Source organism: Comamonas sp. BIGb0152, assembly GCF_024809975.1.
Classification (GTDB): Bacteria; Pseudomonadota; Gammaproteobacteria; order Burkholderiales; family Burkholderiaceae_C; genus Comamonas.
This window is the reverse complement of the sequence record NZ_JANUDY010000001.1, coordinates 745896-763788: the sequence shown is the minus strand read 5'-3', so window position 1 is coordinate 763788 and position 17893 is coordinate 745896. Positions and strand designations below refer to the sequence as shown.

Annotated in this window: 14 protein-coding genes and 1 rRNA gene; 11 read left to right on the top strand and 4 right to left on the bottom strand. The window is 64.4% G+C overall.

Features of this window, described 5'->3' with window-relative positions; translation table 11 throughout:
* Positions 1-285 precede the first annotated feature (285 nt).
* The 10 genes from rrf (at position 286) to M2375_RS03360 (ending at position 10655) form a co-directional block, all read left to right on the top strand.
* A 5S ribosomal RNA gene (gene rrf, locus M2375_RS03405) occupies positions 286-398 on the top strand.
* A 171-nt stretch (positions 399-569) separates the two neighbouring features.
* Complete coding sequence (locus M2375_RS03400) at positions 570-1289, top strand: DUF4197 domain-containing protein (protein WP_259163932.1); 720 nt, start codon at positions 570-572, stop codon at positions 1287-1289.
* Between the two features lie 3 nt (positions 1290-1292).
* Positions 1293-1697, top strand: coding sequence for a YchJ family protein (locus M2375_RS03395; protein ID WP_259163930.1), 405 nt, complete (start codon positions 1293-1295; stop codon positions 1695-1697).
* 31 nt (positions 1698-1728) lie between these two features.
* On the top strand, positions 1729-2424 hold the full coding sequence (locus M2375_RS03390) for an HAD family phosphatase (RefSeq protein ID WP_259163929.1): 696 nt from the start codon (positions 1729-1731) through the stop codon (positions 2422-2424).
* Between the two features lie 101 nt (positions 2425-2525).
* A complete protein-coding gene (locus tag M2375_RS03385) occupies positions 2526-4160 on the top strand; it encodes a GMC family oxidoreductase (protein WP_259163928.1) in 1635 nt (544 codons plus the stop codon).
* A gap of 143 nt (positions 4161-4303) precedes the next feature.
* A complete protein-coding gene (locus M2375_RS03380) occupies positions 4304-5497 on the top strand; it encodes an ABC transporter substrate-binding protein (RefSeq protein ID WP_259163927.1) in 1194 nt (397 codons plus the stop codon).
* A gap of 80 nt (positions 5498-5577) precedes the next feature.
* Positions 5578-6498 carry a branched-chain amino acid ABC transporter permease gene (locus M2375_RS03375; RefSeq protein ID WP_259163926.1) on the top strand — a complete coding sequence of 307 codons (921 nt, stop codon included), beginning with the start codon at positions 5578-5580 and terminating at the stop codon, positions 6496-6498.
* Positions 6498-8318 (top strand): ABC transporter permease subunit, encoded by a 1821-nt coding sequence (locus M2375_RS03370; protein WP_259163925.1) that lies wholly within the window; start codon positions 6498-6500, stop codon positions 8316-8318. Before M2375_RS03375 ends, M2375_RS03370 begins: the two co-directional genes overlap by 1 nt.
* Entirely contained in the window at positions 8311-9042 is a 732-nt protein-coding gene (locus M2375_RS03365; RefSeq protein WP_043338144.1) for an ABC transporter ATP-binding protein, read from the top strand. Before M2375_RS03370 ends, M2375_RS03365 begins: the two co-directional genes overlap by 8 nt.
* The gene (locus tag M2375_RS03360) at positions 9039-10655 is read left to right on the top strand and encodes a GMC family oxidoreductase (protein WP_259163923.1); all 1617 of its coding nucleotides are present in this window, start codon (positions 9039-9041) and stop codon (positions 10653-10655) included. Before M2375_RS03365 ends, M2375_RS03360 begins: the two co-directional genes overlap by 4 nt.
* 38 nt (positions 10656-10693) lie before the next feature.
* Here the strand turns inward: M2375_RS03360 and M2375_RS03355 are convergent, their stop codons facing one another.
* The 3 genes from M2375_RS03355 to M2375_RS03345 all read right to left on the bottom strand — a co-directional run bounded on the left by M2375_RS03355 (position 10694) and on the right by M2375_RS03345 (position 14187).
* Entirely contained in the window at positions 10694-12322 is a 1629-nt protein-coding gene (locus M2375_RS03355; RefSeq protein ID WP_259163922.1) for an AMP-binding protein, read from the bottom strand.
* A 22-nt stretch (positions 12323-12344) separates the two neighbouring features.
* Positions 12345-13025, bottom strand: a complete 681-nt coding sequence (locus M2375_RS03350) for a glutathione S-transferase family protein (protein WP_259163921.1) — start codon at positions 13023-13025, stop codon at positions 12345-12347.
* Between the two features lie 118 nt (positions 13026-13143).
* A complete protein-coding gene (locus M2375_RS03345) occupies positions 13144-14187 on the bottom strand; it encodes an AraC family transcriptional regulator (RefSeq protein ID WP_259163920.1) in 1044 nt (347 codons plus the stop codon).
* Positions 14188-14338: 151 nt separating this feature from the next.
* Here M2375_RS03345 and M2375_RS03340 point away from each other — a divergent pair, with 151 nt between their 5' ends.
* Positions 14339-16051, top strand: a complete 1713-nt coding sequence (locus tag M2375_RS03340) for an AMP-binding protein (RefSeq protein ID WP_259163919.1) — start codon at positions 14339-14341, stop codon at positions 16049-16051.
* A 39-nt stretch (positions 16052-16090) separates the two neighbouring features.
* Here the strand turns inward: M2375_RS03340 and M2375_RS03335 are convergent, their stop codons facing one another.
* Complete coding sequence (locus M2375_RS03335; RefSeq protein ID WP_259163918.1) at positions 16091-17818, bottom strand: Na+/H+ antiporter; 1728 nt, start codon at positions 17816-17818, stop codon at positions 16091-16093.
* Between the last annotated feature and the right edge of the window lie 75 nt (positions 17819-17893).

Sequence of the window (17893 nt, the reverse complement as noted above, 5' to 3'; positions counted from 1 at the left end):
TACTAATTGCTCGTGCGGCTTGACCCTATAACTTTGATCGGCCCCCGCCTTAGATGGGGGTCCATGCGAAGAAACACTGCAACTGCAGTTATGCCAAAGACTTGAAGTGATAAAAGATGGGCACGAAAGTGTTACAATCTCATCCTTCCAAGTCGGCGCAATCAAATAAAACGCTGATAGCAACCCGCCTCAAAAGCAGGTTGCCGACTCTATGAATTCGCTTTGAAAGCAGCAATGCCCTGATCGACCGATCAGCGCAAAGCCGCCAAGAAGCAAAAAGTTATGCCTGATGACCATAGCAAGTTGGTACCACTCCTTCCCATCCCGAACAGGACAGTGAAACGACTTCGCGCCGATGATAGTGCGGATTCCCGTGTGAAAGTAGGTCATCGTCAGGCTTTTATACTGATCAACCCCTCTGCTTAACGGCAGGGGGGTTTTTCTTTTGGGGGATTGCATTCCGTGCGCGGATGGCCATTGGGCTGGATGGACCAGGCAGGCAAGCACCCTTGCCCACAGCAGGGCACCGGCATTTGGCACAATAGCCATTTGTGTTTTCAAGGAATGCCATGACCGAACAAGCCAACCTGCGCCAGGCGCAGCGCCGTCATCTGCTGCAACTGCTGGCAGTGATGGCTGGTGCGGGGCTGGCATCCCCGGCTTTTGCGCTGTCGCTATCGGATTTGACGAATGCCGATGCGAGCCAGGGTATCAAGGCGGCGCTAACGCAGGGCGCCCAGGTGGCGGTAGCCCAGCTTGGGACAAGCGGCGGCTTCTTCAACAACCCGCAGCTGCGCATTCCGCTGCCCGGCTATATGGGAGAAGCGGCCAAGATGATGCGCCGCTTTGGCCAGGGCCGCTATGTCGACGAGGTGGAGCAGGGCATCAACCGTGCGGCTGAGCTGGCCGTCCCCATGGGCAAGGATGTGCTGCTCGATGCAGTACAGCGCATGACGCTGGATGACGCCAAGCGGGTGCTGAGCGGTGGCGACCACTCCGTAACCAGCTTCTTCATGGACAAGACGCGCCAGCCTCTGGCGCAGCGGTTTTTGCCCGTGGTGACACAGGCGACCGGCCAGGTGGGTGTGGTGCAGCAGTACAACCAGCTGGTAGCCAAGGCCTCCAGCTTTGGTGTCTCTAGCGATGTGCTGGATCTGAACCAGTATGTGACGGGCAAGACCCTGGATGGTCTCTATGCCGTCATTGCCGAGCAGGAGCGTGCCATTCGCCAGAACCCGCTGGGCAGCGCCAGTGCGGCGGTGCGCAAAGTCTTTGGCAGCTTGCGCTAAACGATGGCCAAGAAATCTCCCGCTGGCAGCCAACTGCGGTGCCCCTGTGAATCCGGTGCTACCTATAGCGCCTGCTGCAGCCGCTTTGTTGCCGACTTTGATGGGACGCCGGCACCCGATGCCGAGCGCCTGATGCGCTCGCGTTACAGCGCCTTTGTGCTGGAGCAGCGCGACTACCTGCTTGCCACCTGGCATGCCTCCACCCGCCCGTCGCAGCTGGATTTTGAGCCCCAATGTCGCTGGATGGGCTTGCAGGTGAAAGCGTATAGGCCGGTAGACGACAGCCATGCCGAGGTGGAGTTTGTGGCCCGCTACAAGCTGCAGGGCCGCGCGGTGCGCCTGCATGAGCGCAGCCGCTTTGTCAAAGAGCAGGGCCGTTGGTTTTATCTGGATGGTGACCAATTCTGATCGCCATTTCCCCCTTTTCTAGGAATCGAAAATGAACCCCAATGCAGGCTTTGAGGCCATGCTGTTTGATTGCGATGGTGTGTTGGTGGACAGCGAACTGATCACCAACCGGGTGCTGTGCACCATGCTCAATGAGGCCGGCTGGGTGCTGTCGTCCGAAGACTGCTTGCAGCTGTTCATCGGCAAGATGGTGCGCAGCCAGAAGGCGCTGATTGAGGCGAATACGGGCAAGCCACTGACCGATGCCTGGATGGAAGAGTTCTATGCGCGCCGCAATGTGGCGCTGGAGCAGGATGTCAAGGCCATCGAGGGTGTCGTGGATGCCATCCAGACCCTGCATGCGCAGTTCAAGGGGCAGATCGCTTGCGCGTCGGGCGCCGACCGCAAGAAGGTCGTCATGCAGCTGCGCATTGCCGGGCTGCTGCCCTATTTTGAGGGGCGTATTTTCAGCGGTCACGAGATGCCGCGTACCAAGCCTTTTCCCGATGTCTACCTGGCGGCGGCAGCTGCGCTCGGGGCCGACCCCCGCCGTTGTCTGGTGATTGAAGACAGCGTCACCGGCACCCAGGCCGGTGTGGCAGCCGGCGCAACGGTGTGGGCCTACCACCCGCCCGGCCATGCCGTCTGCCCGCAGGCAGAGCTGGCGGCAGCGGGTGCCAGCCAGTTTTTCGAACACATGGCGGATCTGCCGCAGCGCGTAGCCAGCGCCTCCGTGGTGGCCGCCTGAGCCTGCATGATCCGCTGCTGGCCCCGAGGCGGACACTGAAGCGACAGGCCTGACGCCAGGCAGCACCTAGACTTTTCGTCTGGTTGCTACCTGGAGTAGTTATGGGGTCTGTGCAAGAGTGGGATGCAGCGTGTGACTTCATCGTTGTCGGTGCTGGCATGGCCGGCTGCATCCTGGCCAATCGCCTGAGCGAATCGGGCCGTTTCCAGGTCTGTTTGCTGGAAGCCGGCCCACCCGACCACAACCCCTATATCCATATCCCGGCGGGCTTCATCAAGGTCGGCTACGACCCCCGCTATACCTGGCCCTTCAAGACCGAGCCCCATGAGGCCACCTTGGGCCGCCAGGTGGTTGCCCAGCTGGGCCGCACCTTGGGGGGCTCCAGCGCCGTCAACGGCTTCAACTATGTACGCGGCCAGGCCCAAGACTATGACGACTGGGCGGCCCAGGGCGCACCAGGCTGGTCCTATGACGAGGTGTTGCCGTATTTCAAGCGCTCGGAGCGGCGCTTGGCGCTTTGCGATGTGAACTACCGGGGGCTGGACGGGGAGTTGCCGATTACGGATTGCGACTGGCGGCACCCGCTGTGCGATGCCTTCATTGCCGGGGCGGCCAGCTTGGGCATCCCGTCCGGAAAGGATTACAACGCGGGCAAGCAAGAGGGCGCTGGCTATTATCAGCGCTGGATTCACCAGGGCTGGCGGGTGAGCGCCGCCAAAGCCTTTTTGCGCCCGGTCAAGGGGCGGCCCAATCTGCGGGTGATACCGCGTGCCCAGGTGAGCCGAATCCTGCTGGAAGGCGCGTGTGCCGTTGGGGTGGAATACGCTGCGCATCCCGGCGCACCGGTGCAGCGGCTGCAGGCGAACCGCGAGGTGGTGGTGGCCGCCGGTGCCATCAACTCCCCCAAACTGCTGAACCTGTCTGGGCTCGGTGATGCGCAGCAGTTGCAGGACCTGGGTATTTCGGTGCTGCAGCACCTGCCCGGCGTGGGCCAGGGTTTGCAGGACCATATGATGCTGCGCTCCATAGTGCGGGTGCAGAACGCGCCGACCTTGAACACCACGGCCCGGGGTTGGCGGCTGTGGGGCCAGGTGGCACGCTGGCTGGTGAAAAAACCCAGCATTCTGGCGATCAGCCCCTCGGTGGCCTATGCCTTCTCATCCGCGCAGGCGCCTGGCGCGCGGGCCGATTTTCAGTTCCATTTTTCACCCGGCAGCTATGCCTCGGGGATTGCCGGTCAGCTCGATGCATTTCCCGGCATGACCTTGGGCTTCTACCAGCTGCGCCCGCAGAGCAAGGGCCATGTGCGCCTGGCCACCGCCCATGCCTGGGACAGCCCGTTGATCCAGCCGCACTACCTGCAGCATGAAGCCGACCAACGCCTTGTGGTGGAGGGCCTGCGCCAGGCCCGGCGCCTGCTGCACAGCCCGGCACTGGCGCCCTATGTGGCCAGCGATGAGGCACCGTCCGCCCAGCTGCAATCGGACGCGGAATTGCTGCAGTTTGCCCGGGAACGGGGGAGCACCGCCTGGCATTTCATGGGCAGCTGCCGCATGGGTGCTGCGGATGACCGCTCGTCGGTAGTAGATGCGCAGCTGCGCGTGCACGGCGTGGCGGGTCTGCGCGTGGCGGATGCCTCGGTGATGCCGGCCATGCCCTCGGGCAACACGGGTGCCCCCACGATGATGATTGCCGAGAAAGCCGCCGATCTGCTGCTGGCCGAGCACCGGAACTAAGGGGTTGTAGTTACGAACTCTTACCTAGGCGAAAGCCAGAAGAGCGTTTGCGGCATCCGCCGCTATATTGAAGAAGACAAGGGCCCCGTGCGTGCGGTTGGGGCTGACCAAGAAGATTTTGACAACAAAGCAAGGAGACAAACATGAACAAGCTCGTCTATCGTTTGACGAAGGCTGCGGCACTGGTGGCCAGCACTTTGGCGTTTTCGGCACAGGCCCAGGACATCAAGATCGGCTACACCGCCGACCAATCGGCCAGCGGCGTGGCCGAGCTGGGTATCTCGGGGCGCTGGGGTTTTGAAGCCGCTATTGAAGACATCAATAAAGCCGGCGGCATCATGGGCCGCAAACTGGTCGGCGTGGTGCGCGATGACCAGGGCACACCCCCCAAGGCCATCCAGACCGTGCAAGAGCTGATCGACAGCGAAAAGGTCAGCGGCATCGTGGGCCCGGCCAACTCCGGCAATGCGCTGGCCTGGCTGCATATTCCGCAGCAAAAGAAGATTCCAGTGATCGTGCCCATTGGCACTGCCACCGAGATCACCACCCGCTACGCCAAAGAGTCCCAGAACTACCTCTACCGCATTTCGATGGTGGACCGCGAGCAGGTGGCCTTGCTCGGTGCCTATGCCGTCAAGGCCTCCAAGGACAAGAAGATCGCCATCCTGGCCGATTCCACCGGCTACGGCCAGGGCGGCATCAAGGATGCGACCGAGATTCTGGCGCTGCACGGCGTCAAACCGGTGGCGGTCGAGAAGTACGGCCCCAAAGACACCGACATGACCTCGCAGCTCAACAAGATCAAGGCGGCAGGGGCTGACACCGTGATCATCTACGGCATTGCCGATGGCGCCGCCCAGGTGCTGCGCAGCATGGAGAAGATCAACTACATGCCCACCACCCTGGGCACCTGGGGCAACCTCAGCTCCTTGCTGCCCAAGATGGCAGGCACCAAGCTGGCCGAGCACCTGATCATGGCGGCCTCCACAACAGAAGACACCTCCGCCAAGACCAAGGCCCTGGGCCAGCGCGTGCGCGTCAACTTCCCGACCCTGACCACCTTCCCCTGCGCGGCCCAGGCCTATGACTCGGTGATGCTGCTGGCTGCTGCGATGAAGCAGGCCAACAGCACCGATGGCGAGAAGGTTGCCGCTGCGCTGGAGAACCTGAACAGCACCGAAGGCGTCATCAAAACCTACGACAAGCCCTTCAGCAAGACCAACCACGAAGGCCTGAGCGTGAGCGACTTCTACCTCGCTCGCTGGAAGGGCAGCGACGTGGTGCGCTTTGAAGACAGCGTCTACAAATCGCTGACGCCAGCGGATCTGAAGAAGTAAGGCATCGACTCGTCAGGCCTGCGCCAGCCCATGCGGCGCGCAGGCCTGGTTTTTTTAGCGGCAATGTGTCTGGGGTGCGTATGCTGGATTCGATACTGCAGGCGGTCTTTAGCGGGCTGGCCTTGGGAAGTATTTATGCCTTGGTGGCGGTGGGGTTCAACATCACCTTCAACACCACCAAGACCTTGAATTTTGGCCAGGGCGAGTTCCTGGTCGCCGGAGCTTTTGTGGCGGTATCGGTGCTGTTGCTGCTGGCCGGCAAAAACGTCACCGACAGCCTGGTGCCCGCCGATGTGAGCCTGTGGCGCTATGTGCTCAGCCTCGTGGGCACCATGGCCGTGTTGGCCGTCCTCGGCCTGCTGCTGTATTACGCCGCCGTGCGGCCTTTTGTGGGGCGCGGCGGCATGGCCTGGGTGATGAGCACCATCGGCTTTGGCATCATCATCCAGAACACGGCCTTGGCCATCTGGGGCCCTGCGCCGCTGGTCATGCCCTCGCCGCTGGGTAGCGAGGTGCTGCGCATCGGCAATGCCGGTGTGTTGCCACAAGAAGTGCTGGTGCTGGTCTGCAGCGTGGCCGTGCTGTTGGCGCTCGATTATGTGATGCGCCACACCCGCATCGGCAAGGCCGTGCGTGCCGTCGCGCAAAGCGGCAGTGCCGCCACCTTGATGGGCATCAATGTGACAGCCATCGTCGTGCTGGCCTTTGTCATCAGCTCCAGCCTGGCAGGCCTGGCCGGTTTGCTGATTGCGCCCATCACCACCGCATCGGTCTTCATGGGCATGAGCCTGGCGCTCAAGGCGTTCTCGTCGGCCATCCTGGGTGGCTTGACCAGCCCGCGCGGCTGTATGCTGGGCGGCTTTGTGCTGGGCCTGATTGAGGCCTTGGTCGGCCTGTGGCAGGCGGAGATGCGCGAGATCAGCATCTTCTTGCTGATCATCGTGGTGCTGGTGGTGCGGCCTCAGGGCCTGCTGGGCCAGAAGATCGTGGAGAAAGTCTGATGAACAGCGAGATCAAGCACTACGGCTGGCTGGCCCTGGTGGCTGCGCTGGTGGCCACCATCCCGCTGATGACCAGCAATGACTTCTACTTGCGCATCGTCTTTCTGATCGGGGTGAACTACATCGCCGCCTCGGGGCTGAATGTACTGGTGAACTACACCGGCCAGAAATCACTGGGCCATGCCGGCCTGTTTGCCGTGGGCGCCTACGCCGTGGCCCTGCTCACCACCCGCTGGGGCTGGAACCCCTGGGCCGCCTTTGCGATGGCTGGTGTGCTGGCCGGGCTGTTCGGTGTGGTGATTGCGCTGCCGGCGCTGCGGGTCAAGGGCCCGGCCCTGGCCATGGTCACCATCGGCTTTGGCATCGTCGTTGAAAAGGTGGTTTCGGAGTGGCAGGACGTGTTTGCCGGCCAGCAGGGCATCTACGGCGTGGTGCCTTTGAAGCTCGGCGACCAGATGTTTGCCTCTTCGCACTGGGTCTGGTTTGTGCTGGCCTTGTGCGTGGTGTTGCATATCATGTTCCGCCACCTGCTGGCGGGGCGCTTTGGCCGCGCCTTCATGGCCGTCAACACCGCCGAGGTGGCGGCCGAGAGCGTCGGCGTCAGCGTCTACAAGTTCAAGGTGCTGGCCTTTGTCATCAGCGCCTTTACCTGCGGCATTGCCGGCGCGCTGATCACGCAGCAGAACCAGTACATCAACTCCGACTTCATCACCTTCAACCTGTCGGTGTTCTTTCTGCTGGTGGTGCTGTTTGGCGGCAATTCCGTCTACGGGCCGCTGCTGGGTGCGGTGGTGCTGACCCTGCTCGATTCGCTGCTGTCGCGTTGGCCGGGTGTCCAGCATTTCACCTATGGTGCGCTGCTGCTGTTTGCGCTGTACGCCATGCCCAATGGCCTGGCGGGCACCTTGCGCAGCCTGGCGCGCAAATACGCACCGGGCCTGCTGCCCACGCCGCAGCTGCCGCAGGATCTGCCGGCCTGGCAGCTCAAGTCGGCCGCGCCGCTGGCCAGTTCGGGTACTGAGGGGTTGCTGGACGGTCGCGGTATCTACAAGGCCTATGGCGGGGTGGTGCCGACCAATGAGGTGGACCTGTGCATCAAGCCCGGCCATGTGCATTCGCTGATCGGGCCCAATGGCGCGGGCAAGACGACCTTGCTCAATATCCTGTCGGGCATTGTGGTGCCCGAGCGCGGCTCGATCCAGTTTGCGGGGCAGAGCATTGTCGGCGTGTCGCCCAACCGGATCGCCCGCATGGGCCTGGGCCGTACCTTCCAGAACCTGCGCCTCTTCAGCGACATGACGGTGCTCGACAACGTCAAGGTCGGCTTGCACGCGCACATCCAGGCCGGGTTCTTTGCCAGCCTGATAGGGGTGGGCAAGGCCCGGCGCGCCGAGCTGGCTGCGCGTGACGAGGCCTTGCAGATCCTCGACCGCCTGCAGCTGCGCGACAAGGCGCTGCACACTGCCGGCAGCCTGCCCTATGGCCTGCAGCGCCGGCTGGAGCTGGCGCGCGCGCTGGCCACCCACCCGCGCCTGCTGCTGCTCGATGAGCCGGCCGCCGGCCTTAACCCGCAGGAGACGCAGGAGCTGATCCAGGTGATTGCACGCATCCGCGATCTGGGCATCACCGTGCTGCTGATCGAGCACCACATGGACCTGGTGATGGCCGTGTCCGACCACGTCATCGTGCTCGACTACGGCCAGAAGATTGCAGAGGGCACGCCCCAGCAGGTGCAAAGCAACCCGCGCGTGATTGCCGCCTACCTGGGCAGCGACGATGAAACCGAGGACAACGCGATGAACGGAGGCACCCATGCCTGAGCAAACACCATTGCTGCGTGTCGAGGCGCTGGAGCTGCACTACGGTGCCGTCCAGGCGCTCAAAGGGGTGTCGCTGCAGGTGCATGCCGGTGAGGTGGTCACCATCATCGGTGGCAATGGCGCGGGCAAGAGCACCTTGATGAAGGCCATCTCGGGCCTGGAGCCCACAGCGGCCGGCCGCATCGAGTTTCTGGGCCAGGACATCACCCGCATGCCCGGCCACCTGCGTGTGCCCTTTGGCATTGCCCAGTCGCCCGAGGGCCGCCAGGTATTTGCCGACCAGAGCGTGCATGACAACCTGCTGCTGGGCGCCTACCACCGCAAGGATGGCGCCGCCGCGATTGCCGCTGATGTGGAGCAGCAGTTCAACACCTTCCCCCGGCTGCGTGAGCGCCGCGCGCAGATGGCCGGCACCATGTCGGGTGGCGAGCAGCAGATGCTGGCGATTGCGCGCGCGCTGATGTCCCGGCCCAAGCTGCTGCTGCTCGACGAGCCCTCGCTGGGTCTGGCGCCACTGATCGTCAAGGAGATCTTTGCGATCGTGCGCCAGCTCAAGGCGCAGGGCGTCACCATCTTGCTGGTCGAGCAGATGGCCAACCAGGCGCTGGCGGTGGCGGACCGCGCCTATGTGCTGGAGACGGGGCACTTTACCCTGCAGGGCGCCGCCGCTGATCTGCGGCGTGACCCCAAGGTGCGTGCCGCGTATCTGGGAGCCCATGCATGAGCGGGCAGGCCGCCGACAGCTTTGACTATGTGGTGGTGGGCAGCGGTGCAGCAGGCGCCATCGTCGCCGCCCGCTTGGGCGAGGACCCTGCGCTGCGCATCTGCGTGCTCGAAGCCGGCCCGCCCGACCACCGGCCCTACCTCAAGCTGCCGGCCGGTTTTATCAAGGTCATCTTCAACCCGGCGGTGGCCTGGCAGTTCAGCGCCGAGCCGACGGAGCGCACGGGCGGGCGGCGCATTCCGCTGCCCCAGGGCAAGACCTTGGGTGGCTCCACCTCCATCAACGGCCTGGTCTACAACCGGGGCCAGCGCGAGGATTTTGACGGCTGGGCGGCGCAGGGCAATGCCGGCTGGTCCTACGACGAGGTGCTGCCGTTTTTCCAGCGCAGCGAGCATTTTGTCGATGGCGGTGACCCGGCCCTGCGCGGCCACAACGGGCCGCTGAAGGTCAGCCTGCCGCACTGGCCGCATCCGATTTGCGAGGCCTTCCTGGAAGGTGCCGCCGAGCAGGGCCTGGCGCGCAACCCGGACTACAACGGCGCCTACCAGCAAGGTGTGGGCTATTTCCAGCGCAGCATCCACAACGGCTGGCGCATGAGCACGGCGGGCTGCTTTCTGCGCCCAGCGATGCGGCGCGGCAATCTGGATGTGCGGACCAACGCGCAGGCGCTGCGCATTCTGATTGAGGGCGGCCGTGCCTGCGGGGTGGAATACCTGCAGGGCGGCGTGCGGCGCCAGGTGATGGCGCGGCGCGAGGTGATCGTCTGCGCCGGTGCCATCAACAGCCCCAAGCTGCTGCAGCTATCCGGCATTGGCGATGGCGAGCGCCTGCGCGCGCTGGGCATTGCCACCCAGGTGCACCTGCCCGGTGTGGGTCAGCACCTCAAGGACCATTTCTCGGTGCGGCTGGTCGCCTCGGTCAAGAATGCCACCACCATCAACGAGCTGGCGCGTGTGCCACGCCTCTGGGGCCAGGCCTGGCAGTGGCTGCGCGGCAAGCCCAATATTCTGCAGCTCAGCCCCTCGGTGGTGCACTGGTTCGCGGCCTCGCAGCCGGGGCTGGAGCGGCCCGATCTGCAAGGCGTGTTCTCCCCGGCCAGCTACCGCGAAGGCTATGTGGGCCAGCTCGATGTGTTTCCGGGCATGACCTGCGGCGTCTGGCAGCACCGGCCGCAGAGCATGGGCACGGTGCAACTGGCCTCCAGCGATCCGCTGGCCGATCCGGTGGTTCAGCCGCGCTATCTGGAAGAAGAAGGCGACCGCCAAACCCTGATCCGCGGCGTGCGCCAGGCCCGGGCCTTGCTGCAGAGCCAGGCGCTGGCACCGTTCCGGGTGGACGAGGTGATGCCTGGGCCGCAGGTGCAGTCCGATGACGAGATCCTGGACTTTATCTACCGCTACGGTGTGTCGTCCTACCACCTGAACGGCACGGCGCGCATGGGTCCCCGGCCCGAGGCAGGTGCCGTCGTCGATGCCCAGCTGCGCGTGCATGGGCTGCAGGGCCTGCGGGTGATCGATGCCTCGGTGATGCCCGAGATCACCTCGGCCAATACCTGTGCGGCCACGATGATGATTGGCGAGAAGGGCGCGGATCTGCTGCGCCGCGCGGGCTAGACGCTCAGACTGCCCGCAGCGCAGCGGGCCCAGCGCGATCAGCGCTTTTTGTGCGCCCGCATGTCCAGCACCTGGGGCAGGCTGCGCACATCCTGGCCAGCGGCCAAAATCCGGTGCTTCTGGATTTTCTGGGTGCCCGTGGTGGGGATCTCGTCGGTGAACCACCACCAGCCTGGCACCTTGTAATAGGCCATCTCCTGCTGGCAGAACGCAAACAGCTCCTGGCAAATGGCGGTGCCGGGCTCCACGCCCTCGCTCAGCACAATGCTGGCCAGCACCTCTTCTTCGCGGATGTCATCGGGCGCGGCCAGCACCGCTACCTGGTGCACCTTGGGGTGGGACAGCAGCACGGCCTCCACCTCGGCAGCGGCAATGTTCTCGCCCGAGCGGCGGATGATGTTCTTGCGCCGGTCCATAAAGTGCAGCAGGCCATCGGCATCCTGCAGCACCACATCCCCGGTGTGGAACCAGCCGCCTTCCCAGGCCTTGGCGGTGGCCTCGGGGTTGTCCAGGTACTCGCTGAAAAAATGCTTGCGCGGGGTCTCGGCCGAGTAGCGCACCAGCATCTCGCCGGGGGTGCCGGGCGGCACCGGCTGGCCGCTCTCGTCGGCCACCCGCACCTCCAGCCCCGGCGCACCACGGCCAAACGAACGTGTGCCCACCTGGCGGTCGTCGCCATGGTCGGAGATAGTGCGCACCACCTCGGTCATGCCCCACAGCTCGATCAGCGGAAAGCCAAAGCGCTGCTCGAAGGCGGCATGCAGCTGCGGCTCCACCCCCGCGCCATAGCCAAAGCGCACACAGTGCTGCTTTTCCCAGTCAGATGGGGGCTGCTTGAGCAAGAGCGGAATGATCACCCCCAGGTAGTGGACGATGGTGGCACGGCTGCTGGCCACCTCATCCCACCAGCGGCTGGGCTGAAAGCGGTCGGTCTGGATCTGGCAGCCGCCGCTCAGCAGCATGCAGTAGAACGACAGGATCGAGGCGTTGACGTGGAACAGCGGCAGCGGGTTGAACAGGCGCTCGCGGCCTTCCTGGATCGACACATGGCCGGGGTGGGACGCATACCATTTGCCAGCGGCCAGCTCATAGGCATGCGACAGCACACAGCCCTTGGGCTGGCCGGTGGTGCCCGAGGTGTAGAGGATGCTCGCGGGCGTGTCGGCGCTCAGGCTGCCCGAGGGATGCGTGCGGGCGGGCGGCAGCACAATCGCACTGCCATCTTGCGGATCGCTGCAGACCAGGGCTGGTTGGTTGCGCGTGTCCTGCAAGCACTGCTGCAGCGCCTCCAGCCGCTCGGGCAGGCAGATGACCAGGTCCAGCTGGGCATGGTCGATCAGGTAGTTCAGCTCGCGGCGCTTGTAGTCGGGGTTGATGGGCACGCAGCAGATGCCCAGGCTGTTCATCGCCAGCTTGTGCCACAGGTGCTCGGGCCGGCTTTCCAGAAACAGCCCCACGCGGTGGCCCACGCCATAGCCGGCTGCCTGGTAGCAGGCCTGCAGCTTTGCAATATGGGCACCGGCTTGTGCGTAGCTGAACTCGCGGCCCTCGGGCAGGTAGCTGCGTTTGGGGTTGGCCGGCACCGCCAGCAGACTGTGCTCGGGGTAGCGCGCAATGGCAGCCTGCAGTGCCTGGCCAATGGTGGTGTGGTCGGTGATGGCGATCATGTCGGTGGGCTTCAAGGCAGGTTCAGGGCCGGATCAAGGGCGACGGAATGGGGTCGATCTGCTGGTCCAGCGCGGCCTGCTTTTCAACCTCCAGGCTGCGCAAAAAGGCGGCGCGCTGCTGCAGGCTCATCCAGTAGTGCTGGGTGGCGGGCCCCCACTGGGATGACATGCCCAGGTAGTCCGACAGCATCAAGGCATAGCCCACGGCCACATCGGCGGCGGTGAAGCGGCCTGCACAGAGATAGGGCTGGTCGGCCGGCAGGGCCTGGGCAGCGGTCTCCACTGCGCGCAGCCGGCCCAGAAACCAGCGCTCATAGTCCTCGGCCACCTGCGGCTGGCGCCGCACGGCGGGCTCGAAGAACTGGTAGCGCAGCACCAAGGTCTGGGGAAAGGTGAGGGTGGCGTCCGACATGTACAGCCAGTTCAGGTAGCTGCCATAGGCGGGGTCGCTGGGCGCCACATCCAGGCGCTGGGCGGGGTCATGGCTGGCCAAGTACTGGCAGATGGCGGCGGACTCGGTCATGCGCGTGTCGCCATCGATCAGCAAGGGCACGGTGCCCAGCGGGTTGAGTGCCAGGTAGTGCTTGGCCAGCGCGCGGGGCGGAAAGGGCAGCATCTGCAGCCGGTAGGGCAGGCCCAGTTCTTCCAGCATCCATAGCGCGCGGAACGAGCGCGCGCTCACACAGTGGTACAGCTCGATCACGGCAAGTCTCCATCCGATGTTGTGCCGCCATCTTGGCACGAATGGAGCCGTGTGGCTGCTCTGCAGGTGTCAGCCAGGTTGCAAATCGGGCCGGTGTCAGGCCGCTACCGGGCGCGCATCAGGTGGGCGGGCGGGTGCTCTTGCGGTATTCGGCCGGGGACATGCCCATCCAGGTGCGAAAGGCCCGGATAAAGCTCTTGTCGTTGCTAAAGCCAGCCAGCTGCGCGATCTGCTTGATGGGCCGGTTGCTGCGGTGGAGCAGGGTCAGCGAGCGTTCGCGCCGCACCTCGTCCTTCAAGGCCTGCAGGGATGCGCCCTCGTCCTTGAGCTGGCGGTGCAAGGTGCGCAGCGACAGGTGCAGCTTGGCGGACAGGCTGTCGGCGCTGTGCATGGCCGATGGGTCGGCGGCCAGCAGCTGGCGCACGCGCTGCACCATCAGCCGGTCGCGCCGGTAGGGGCGCACGGTCAGCGGCAGCGCGCGCTGCAGCATGCGCTGCAAGGCCGCCTCATCGCGGGCAATCGGCAAGGCCAGGTAGCGCGCATCAAACTGCATGCGCGTGACCGGCGCGCCAAACTGCACATCGCCGGGGAAGAGCAGTGCATACACATCGGCATGGGCCGGTGCTTCAAACGGAAAGCTCACCTTGAACAGCGGCAGCGACGAATCGACAAACCAGCTCGACAGCCCATGCATATTGCGCAGCATGGACACGAGGCAAAACTCGCGCAGCTCGCCCAGGCCGGTGTGTTCGATGATCTCGACCGTGGCCGTCTCGCCCTGCACCTGCAGGCTGAGCGCCAGGTCATCGGTGAGCAGGCCGTGGTGGCGGCACCAGCGCTTGAGCGCCACCCCGAGGTTGGGGCTGGTGAGCGAGGCGCGGGCCAGCATGCCGTAGCTGCCCCAGGGCAGACGCCGGCTGAACCAGCCCAGGGCCTCGTCGTCCAGCTCCTGCATCGCCGCATCGGAGAGGGTTTCAAACTGCAGCGCGGTGATGCCAGTGCCGTCTTTCTCGACCGCCAAGGGATCGATTTGCGCCAATTGCAGGGCCCGGTCCGCACTCAGCCCCCGGTGCTGGTACGCGCGGGCAATAGCCCGGACAAAGGCCATGGGCGTAACGGCGGGGTGGTGCACGACGGCAGAAGAGGGCAGGGGTTTGGGCATGGAGGGTGGGGGTTAAAAAGCGCCAAGCATGGCCATTGTACTGGCGACATTTGCAACCATCCTGCCATCATTTGCGCGGCACGCTCGCGTATCCTGAATGCCAAGGAATACGCCGCCCACCAGGCTGCTGGCGCGGCGGACAGGAGACACCATGAGCGAGACACGATTGACCAGCAGCTACGCAAGGGGCGCCACCGAGCCCCGTCTGCTGAACAAGACCATCGGCCAGCAACTGCGCGAGACGGCGGCCCGCTTTGGCGCGCGCGATGCGCTCATCAGCCGCCACCAGGGCCTGCGCCTGAGCTACCAGCAACTGCTGGAGCAATCGCAGCAACTGGCCAGCGCCTTGCTGCGCGCCGGCATCGCCAAGGGCGACCGGGTGGGGATCTGGTCGCACAACAATGTGGAATGGGTGCTGCTGCAACTGGCCACCGCCCATGTGGGCATCATCCTGGTTAACATCAACCCCGCCTACCGCACGTCCGAGCTGGCCTATGCGCTGAACAAGGTGCAGTGCAAGGCGCTGTTTGTGATGGAGCGCTTCAAGACCAGCGACTACCTGGGCATGGTGCGCGCGCTGGCGCCTGAGCTGGAAACCCAGCGCAGCGATGCCTTGCAGATCGAGGCCTTGCCCGATCTGCGCCTGGTGGTCTGGATCGATGTCGCAGGCCAGGGCCAGGAGCAACCGGGCATGCAGCGCTTCTCGCGCTTTATCGCCAGCGGTGAGGCCGCCGACCCGCAGGTCGCGCAGATTGGCGCCACCTTGACGCCTTACGACCCTATCAATATCCAGTTCACCAGCGGCACCACCGGCTTCCCCAAGGGTGCCACCTTGACCCACCGCAATATCGTCAACAACGGCTATTTCATTGGCGAGGCGATGCAGCTCTCGGAAGAAGACCGGCTCTGCATCCCCGTGCCGCTCTACCACTGCTTTGGCATGGTGCTGGGCAATATGGCCTGCATGACGCATGGCGCGGCCATGGTCTACCCGAACGATGGCTTTGATGCGCTGACGGTGCTGGAGACCGTGCAAGCCGAGCGCTGCACCGGCCTGCATGGCGTGCCCACGATGTTTATCGCCGAGCTGGACCACCCGCGTTTTGCCGAGTTCGACCTGTCGAGCCTGCGCACCGGCATCATGGCCGGCTCGCCTTGCCCGATCGAGGTGATGAAGCGCGTCGTCAGCCAGATGCACCTGTCCCAGATCACCATTGCCTACGGCATGACCGAGACCAGCCCGGTCAGCTGCCAAAGCTCGACCGACACGCCGCTGGACAAGCGCGTGTCCACGGTGGGCAAGGTGCATCCGCACCTGGAGGTCAAGATCGTCAGCCCCGAGACCGGCGAGACCGTGGCGCCCGGCCAATCGGGCGAGCTGTGTACGCGTGGCTACTCCGTCATGCATGGCTACTGGGGCGACGAGGCCAAGACGCGCGAGGCCATCGATGGCGATGGCTGGATGCATACCGGCGACCTGGCCACCATGGATACCGAAGGCTATGTGAACATCGTCGGCCGCATCAAGGACATGGTGATCCGGGGCGGCGAGAACATCTACCCGCGCGAGATCGAGGAGTTCCTCTACACCCACCCGCAGGTGCAGGATGTGCAGGTGGTGGGCGTGCCCGACAGCCGCTTTGGCGAGGAGCTCTGCGCCTGGGTCATCGTCAAGGCCGGCCAAAGCCTGGATGCCGAGGCGCTGCGCAGCTATTGCAAGGGCCGGGTGGCCCATTACAAGGTGCCGCGCTATATCGAGTTTGTCGAGGCCTTCCCGATGACCGTGACCGGCAAGATCCAGAAGTTCAAGATCCGCGAGGCGATGATTGCGTCGCTGAAGCTGGATGTGGACCAAACGGCCTGACACCGGCAGAGCGCCGCCATGCAGCACCCGCCCCCCGCATCAATGCCCTTCGAGCTTGGCAGCTTGCTTGGCGGCGGCGCGGCGGGCCACTTCCAGGCGCTTGCGCAGGGTGATCTCGCTCAGGTCCAGCTCTTGCACCAGGCTGCGCAGCGATTCGTCGTTGATGCGGTTGTTGTGCCGCTCGGCGTAGATGGTGTGGCGCTCGACCTTGATGCAGTTGAGCCGCATCTCCAGCTCGGCCACATAGCGCAGGCGCCTCTCTTGCACAGCGTCCGGCGTGGCCAGGTCCTGCATCTCGGCCGATTCGGGGGTGCGCTCCTCGTCCAGAAGGTCGATACGGCTGCGGTACTCGCGCGCAATGCGGCCTTCGATTTCATGCTGCTGGGCCTGCCATTCAGTGGGCTGCTGGGCGGCGTCCTCGTCGCTCATCGCCAGGCTGTTGATGGCAGCGCGGCAGGCCGCAATGCGCGCCTGGCGCTCTTCGCGCACCGATTCGGGCTCGCTCACCGCTTGCACGCGGCGCAGCACCAGCGGCAGACCGATGCTGCCAATCACCAGGGTGAACAAAATGGTGCCGGTGGCCAGAAAGATCAGCATGTCGCGTGCCGGAAACGGCTGGCCGTTGTTCAAGAGCAGCGGCACGGACAGCGCACCGGCCAAGGTGACGGCGCCGCGTATGCCCGCCAGGGTGGTGGCCAGATTCAGCCAGAGGTCGGGCTTTTTGACCAGCTTGCCGGCCTGGTGGGCCTTGTGCAGGCTGCGGCTCACGCCCAGCATCAACCAGATCCAGCGCAGCGCCAGCAGTGCGATCGAGATGATGGCGACATAGCCCACCAGAATCCACCAGTCATGGCCGGCATCGCGCAGGGTCACGCCGATGATCGAGGGCAGCTGCAGGCCGAGCAGCAAAAAGATTGCGCCGTTGAAGGCCGATTCGACCATGGCCCAGGTGCCAGCGGTCTGCATGCGCTCGGAGATGTAGTCGGCGCGGTTCAGATCGCCAAAATTGGTGGCCACACCCGCAGCCACGGCGGCCAGAATGCCGGAGACACCAAATTTTTCACCCAGCAGGTAGGCGGCAAAGGGCAGCAGCACCAGCAGCAACACCATCTGCGTGGCGGCCACATCGCCCAGGCGGCGGGTGACGGTATCGCGCAGGTAGCTAAAACCCCAGCCCACCGCAGCGCCCACGGCCAGGCCGCCCAGTGCAATCCACAAAAACTCCTGGGTGACCTCGGTCCAGGAGAACAGGCCGGTCAAGGTGGCGGCGATGGCAAATTTCAGCGCCACCAGGCCCGAGGCATCATTGAGCAGCGATTCGCCTTCGAGCACATGCATGGTGTGTGCCGGCATGCCCAGGTTGCGCGTGATGGCCGAGACGGCCACCGCATCGGTGGGCGATATCACGGCGGCCAGCGCAAAGGCCACGGTCAGCGGGATCTCCGGAATCATCCAGTGGATCAGGTAGCCCATGCCGATCACGGTGAACAGCACCAGGCCAAAGGCCAGCCGCAAAATGGGGCGGTACAGCGCAAAGAACTCGCGCTTGGGAATGCGCCAACCGTCGGCAAACAGCAAGGGCGGAATGAACAGCAGCATGAACAGGCCGGGGTCGAAATCGATATGCAGGCCTTTTTGCGGCCAGGACAGCGCAGCGCCCAGCATGATCTGGATCAGCGGCAGCGGTATGGCCCGGATGTAGCGCGCAATGATGCCGGTGACGGCACCGATCATCAGGACGAGCAGGACGGTTTCAACAGTGTGCATGGTGCGGATTCGTGTAGCAGCAGACTATTTTTAAAGAAAACGCGTTTCTGAACGGAACGCTAGAACATTGAAGAG

Coding starts and splice junctions, on each gene's coding strand:
- M2375_RS03385 (WP_259163928.1), top strand. CDS start 2,526: ATGGGGTCTGTGCAAGAGTGGGATGCAGCGTGTGACTTCATCGTTGTC.
- M2375_RS03365 (WP_043338144.1), top strand. CDS start 8,311: ATGCCTGAGCAAACACCATTGCTGCGTGTCGAGGCGCTGGAGCTGCAC.
- M2375_RS03345 (WP_259163920.1), bottom strand. CDS start 14,187: ATGCCCAAACCCCTGCCCTCTTCTGCCGTCGTGCACCACCCCGCCGTT.
- M2375_RS03380 (WP_259163927.1), top strand. CDS start 4,304: ATGAACAAGCTCGTCTATCGTTTGACGAAGGCTGCGGCACTGGTGGCC.
- M2375_RS03400 (WP_259163932.1), top strand. CDS start 570: ATGACCGAACAAGCCAACCTGCGCCAGGCGCAGCGCCGTCATCTGCTG.
- M2375_RS03390 (WP_259163929.1), top strand. CDS start 1,729: ATGAACCCCAATGCAGGCTTTGAGGCCATGCTGTTTGATTGCGATGGT.
- M2375_RS03355 (WP_259163922.1), bottom strand. CDS start 12,322: ATGATCGCCATCACCGACCACACCACCATTGGCCAGGCACTGCAGGCT.
- M2375_RS03370 (WP_259163925.1), top strand. CDS start 6,498: ATGAACAGCGAGATCAAGCACTACGGCTGGCTGGCCCTGGTGGCTGCG.
- M2375_RS03340 (WP_259163919.1), top strand. CDS start 14,339: ATGAGCGAGACACGATTGACCAGCAGCTACGCAAGGGGCGCCACCGAG.
- M2375_RS03375 (WP_259163926.1), top strand. CDS start 5,578: ATGCTGGATTCGATACTGCAGGCGGTCTTTAGCGGGCTGGCCTTGGGA.
- M2375_RS03395 (WP_259163930.1), top strand. CDS start 1,293: ATGGCCAAGAAATCTCCCGCTGGCAGCCAACTGCGGTGCCCCTGTGAA.
- M2375_RS03360 (WP_259163923.1), top strand. CDS start 9,039: ATGAGCGGGCAGGCCGCCGACAGCTTTGACTATGTGGTGGTGGGCAGC.
- M2375_RS03335 (WP_259163918.1), bottom strand. CDS start 17,818: ATGCACACTGTTGAAACCGTCCTGCTCGTCCTGATGATCGGTGCCGTC.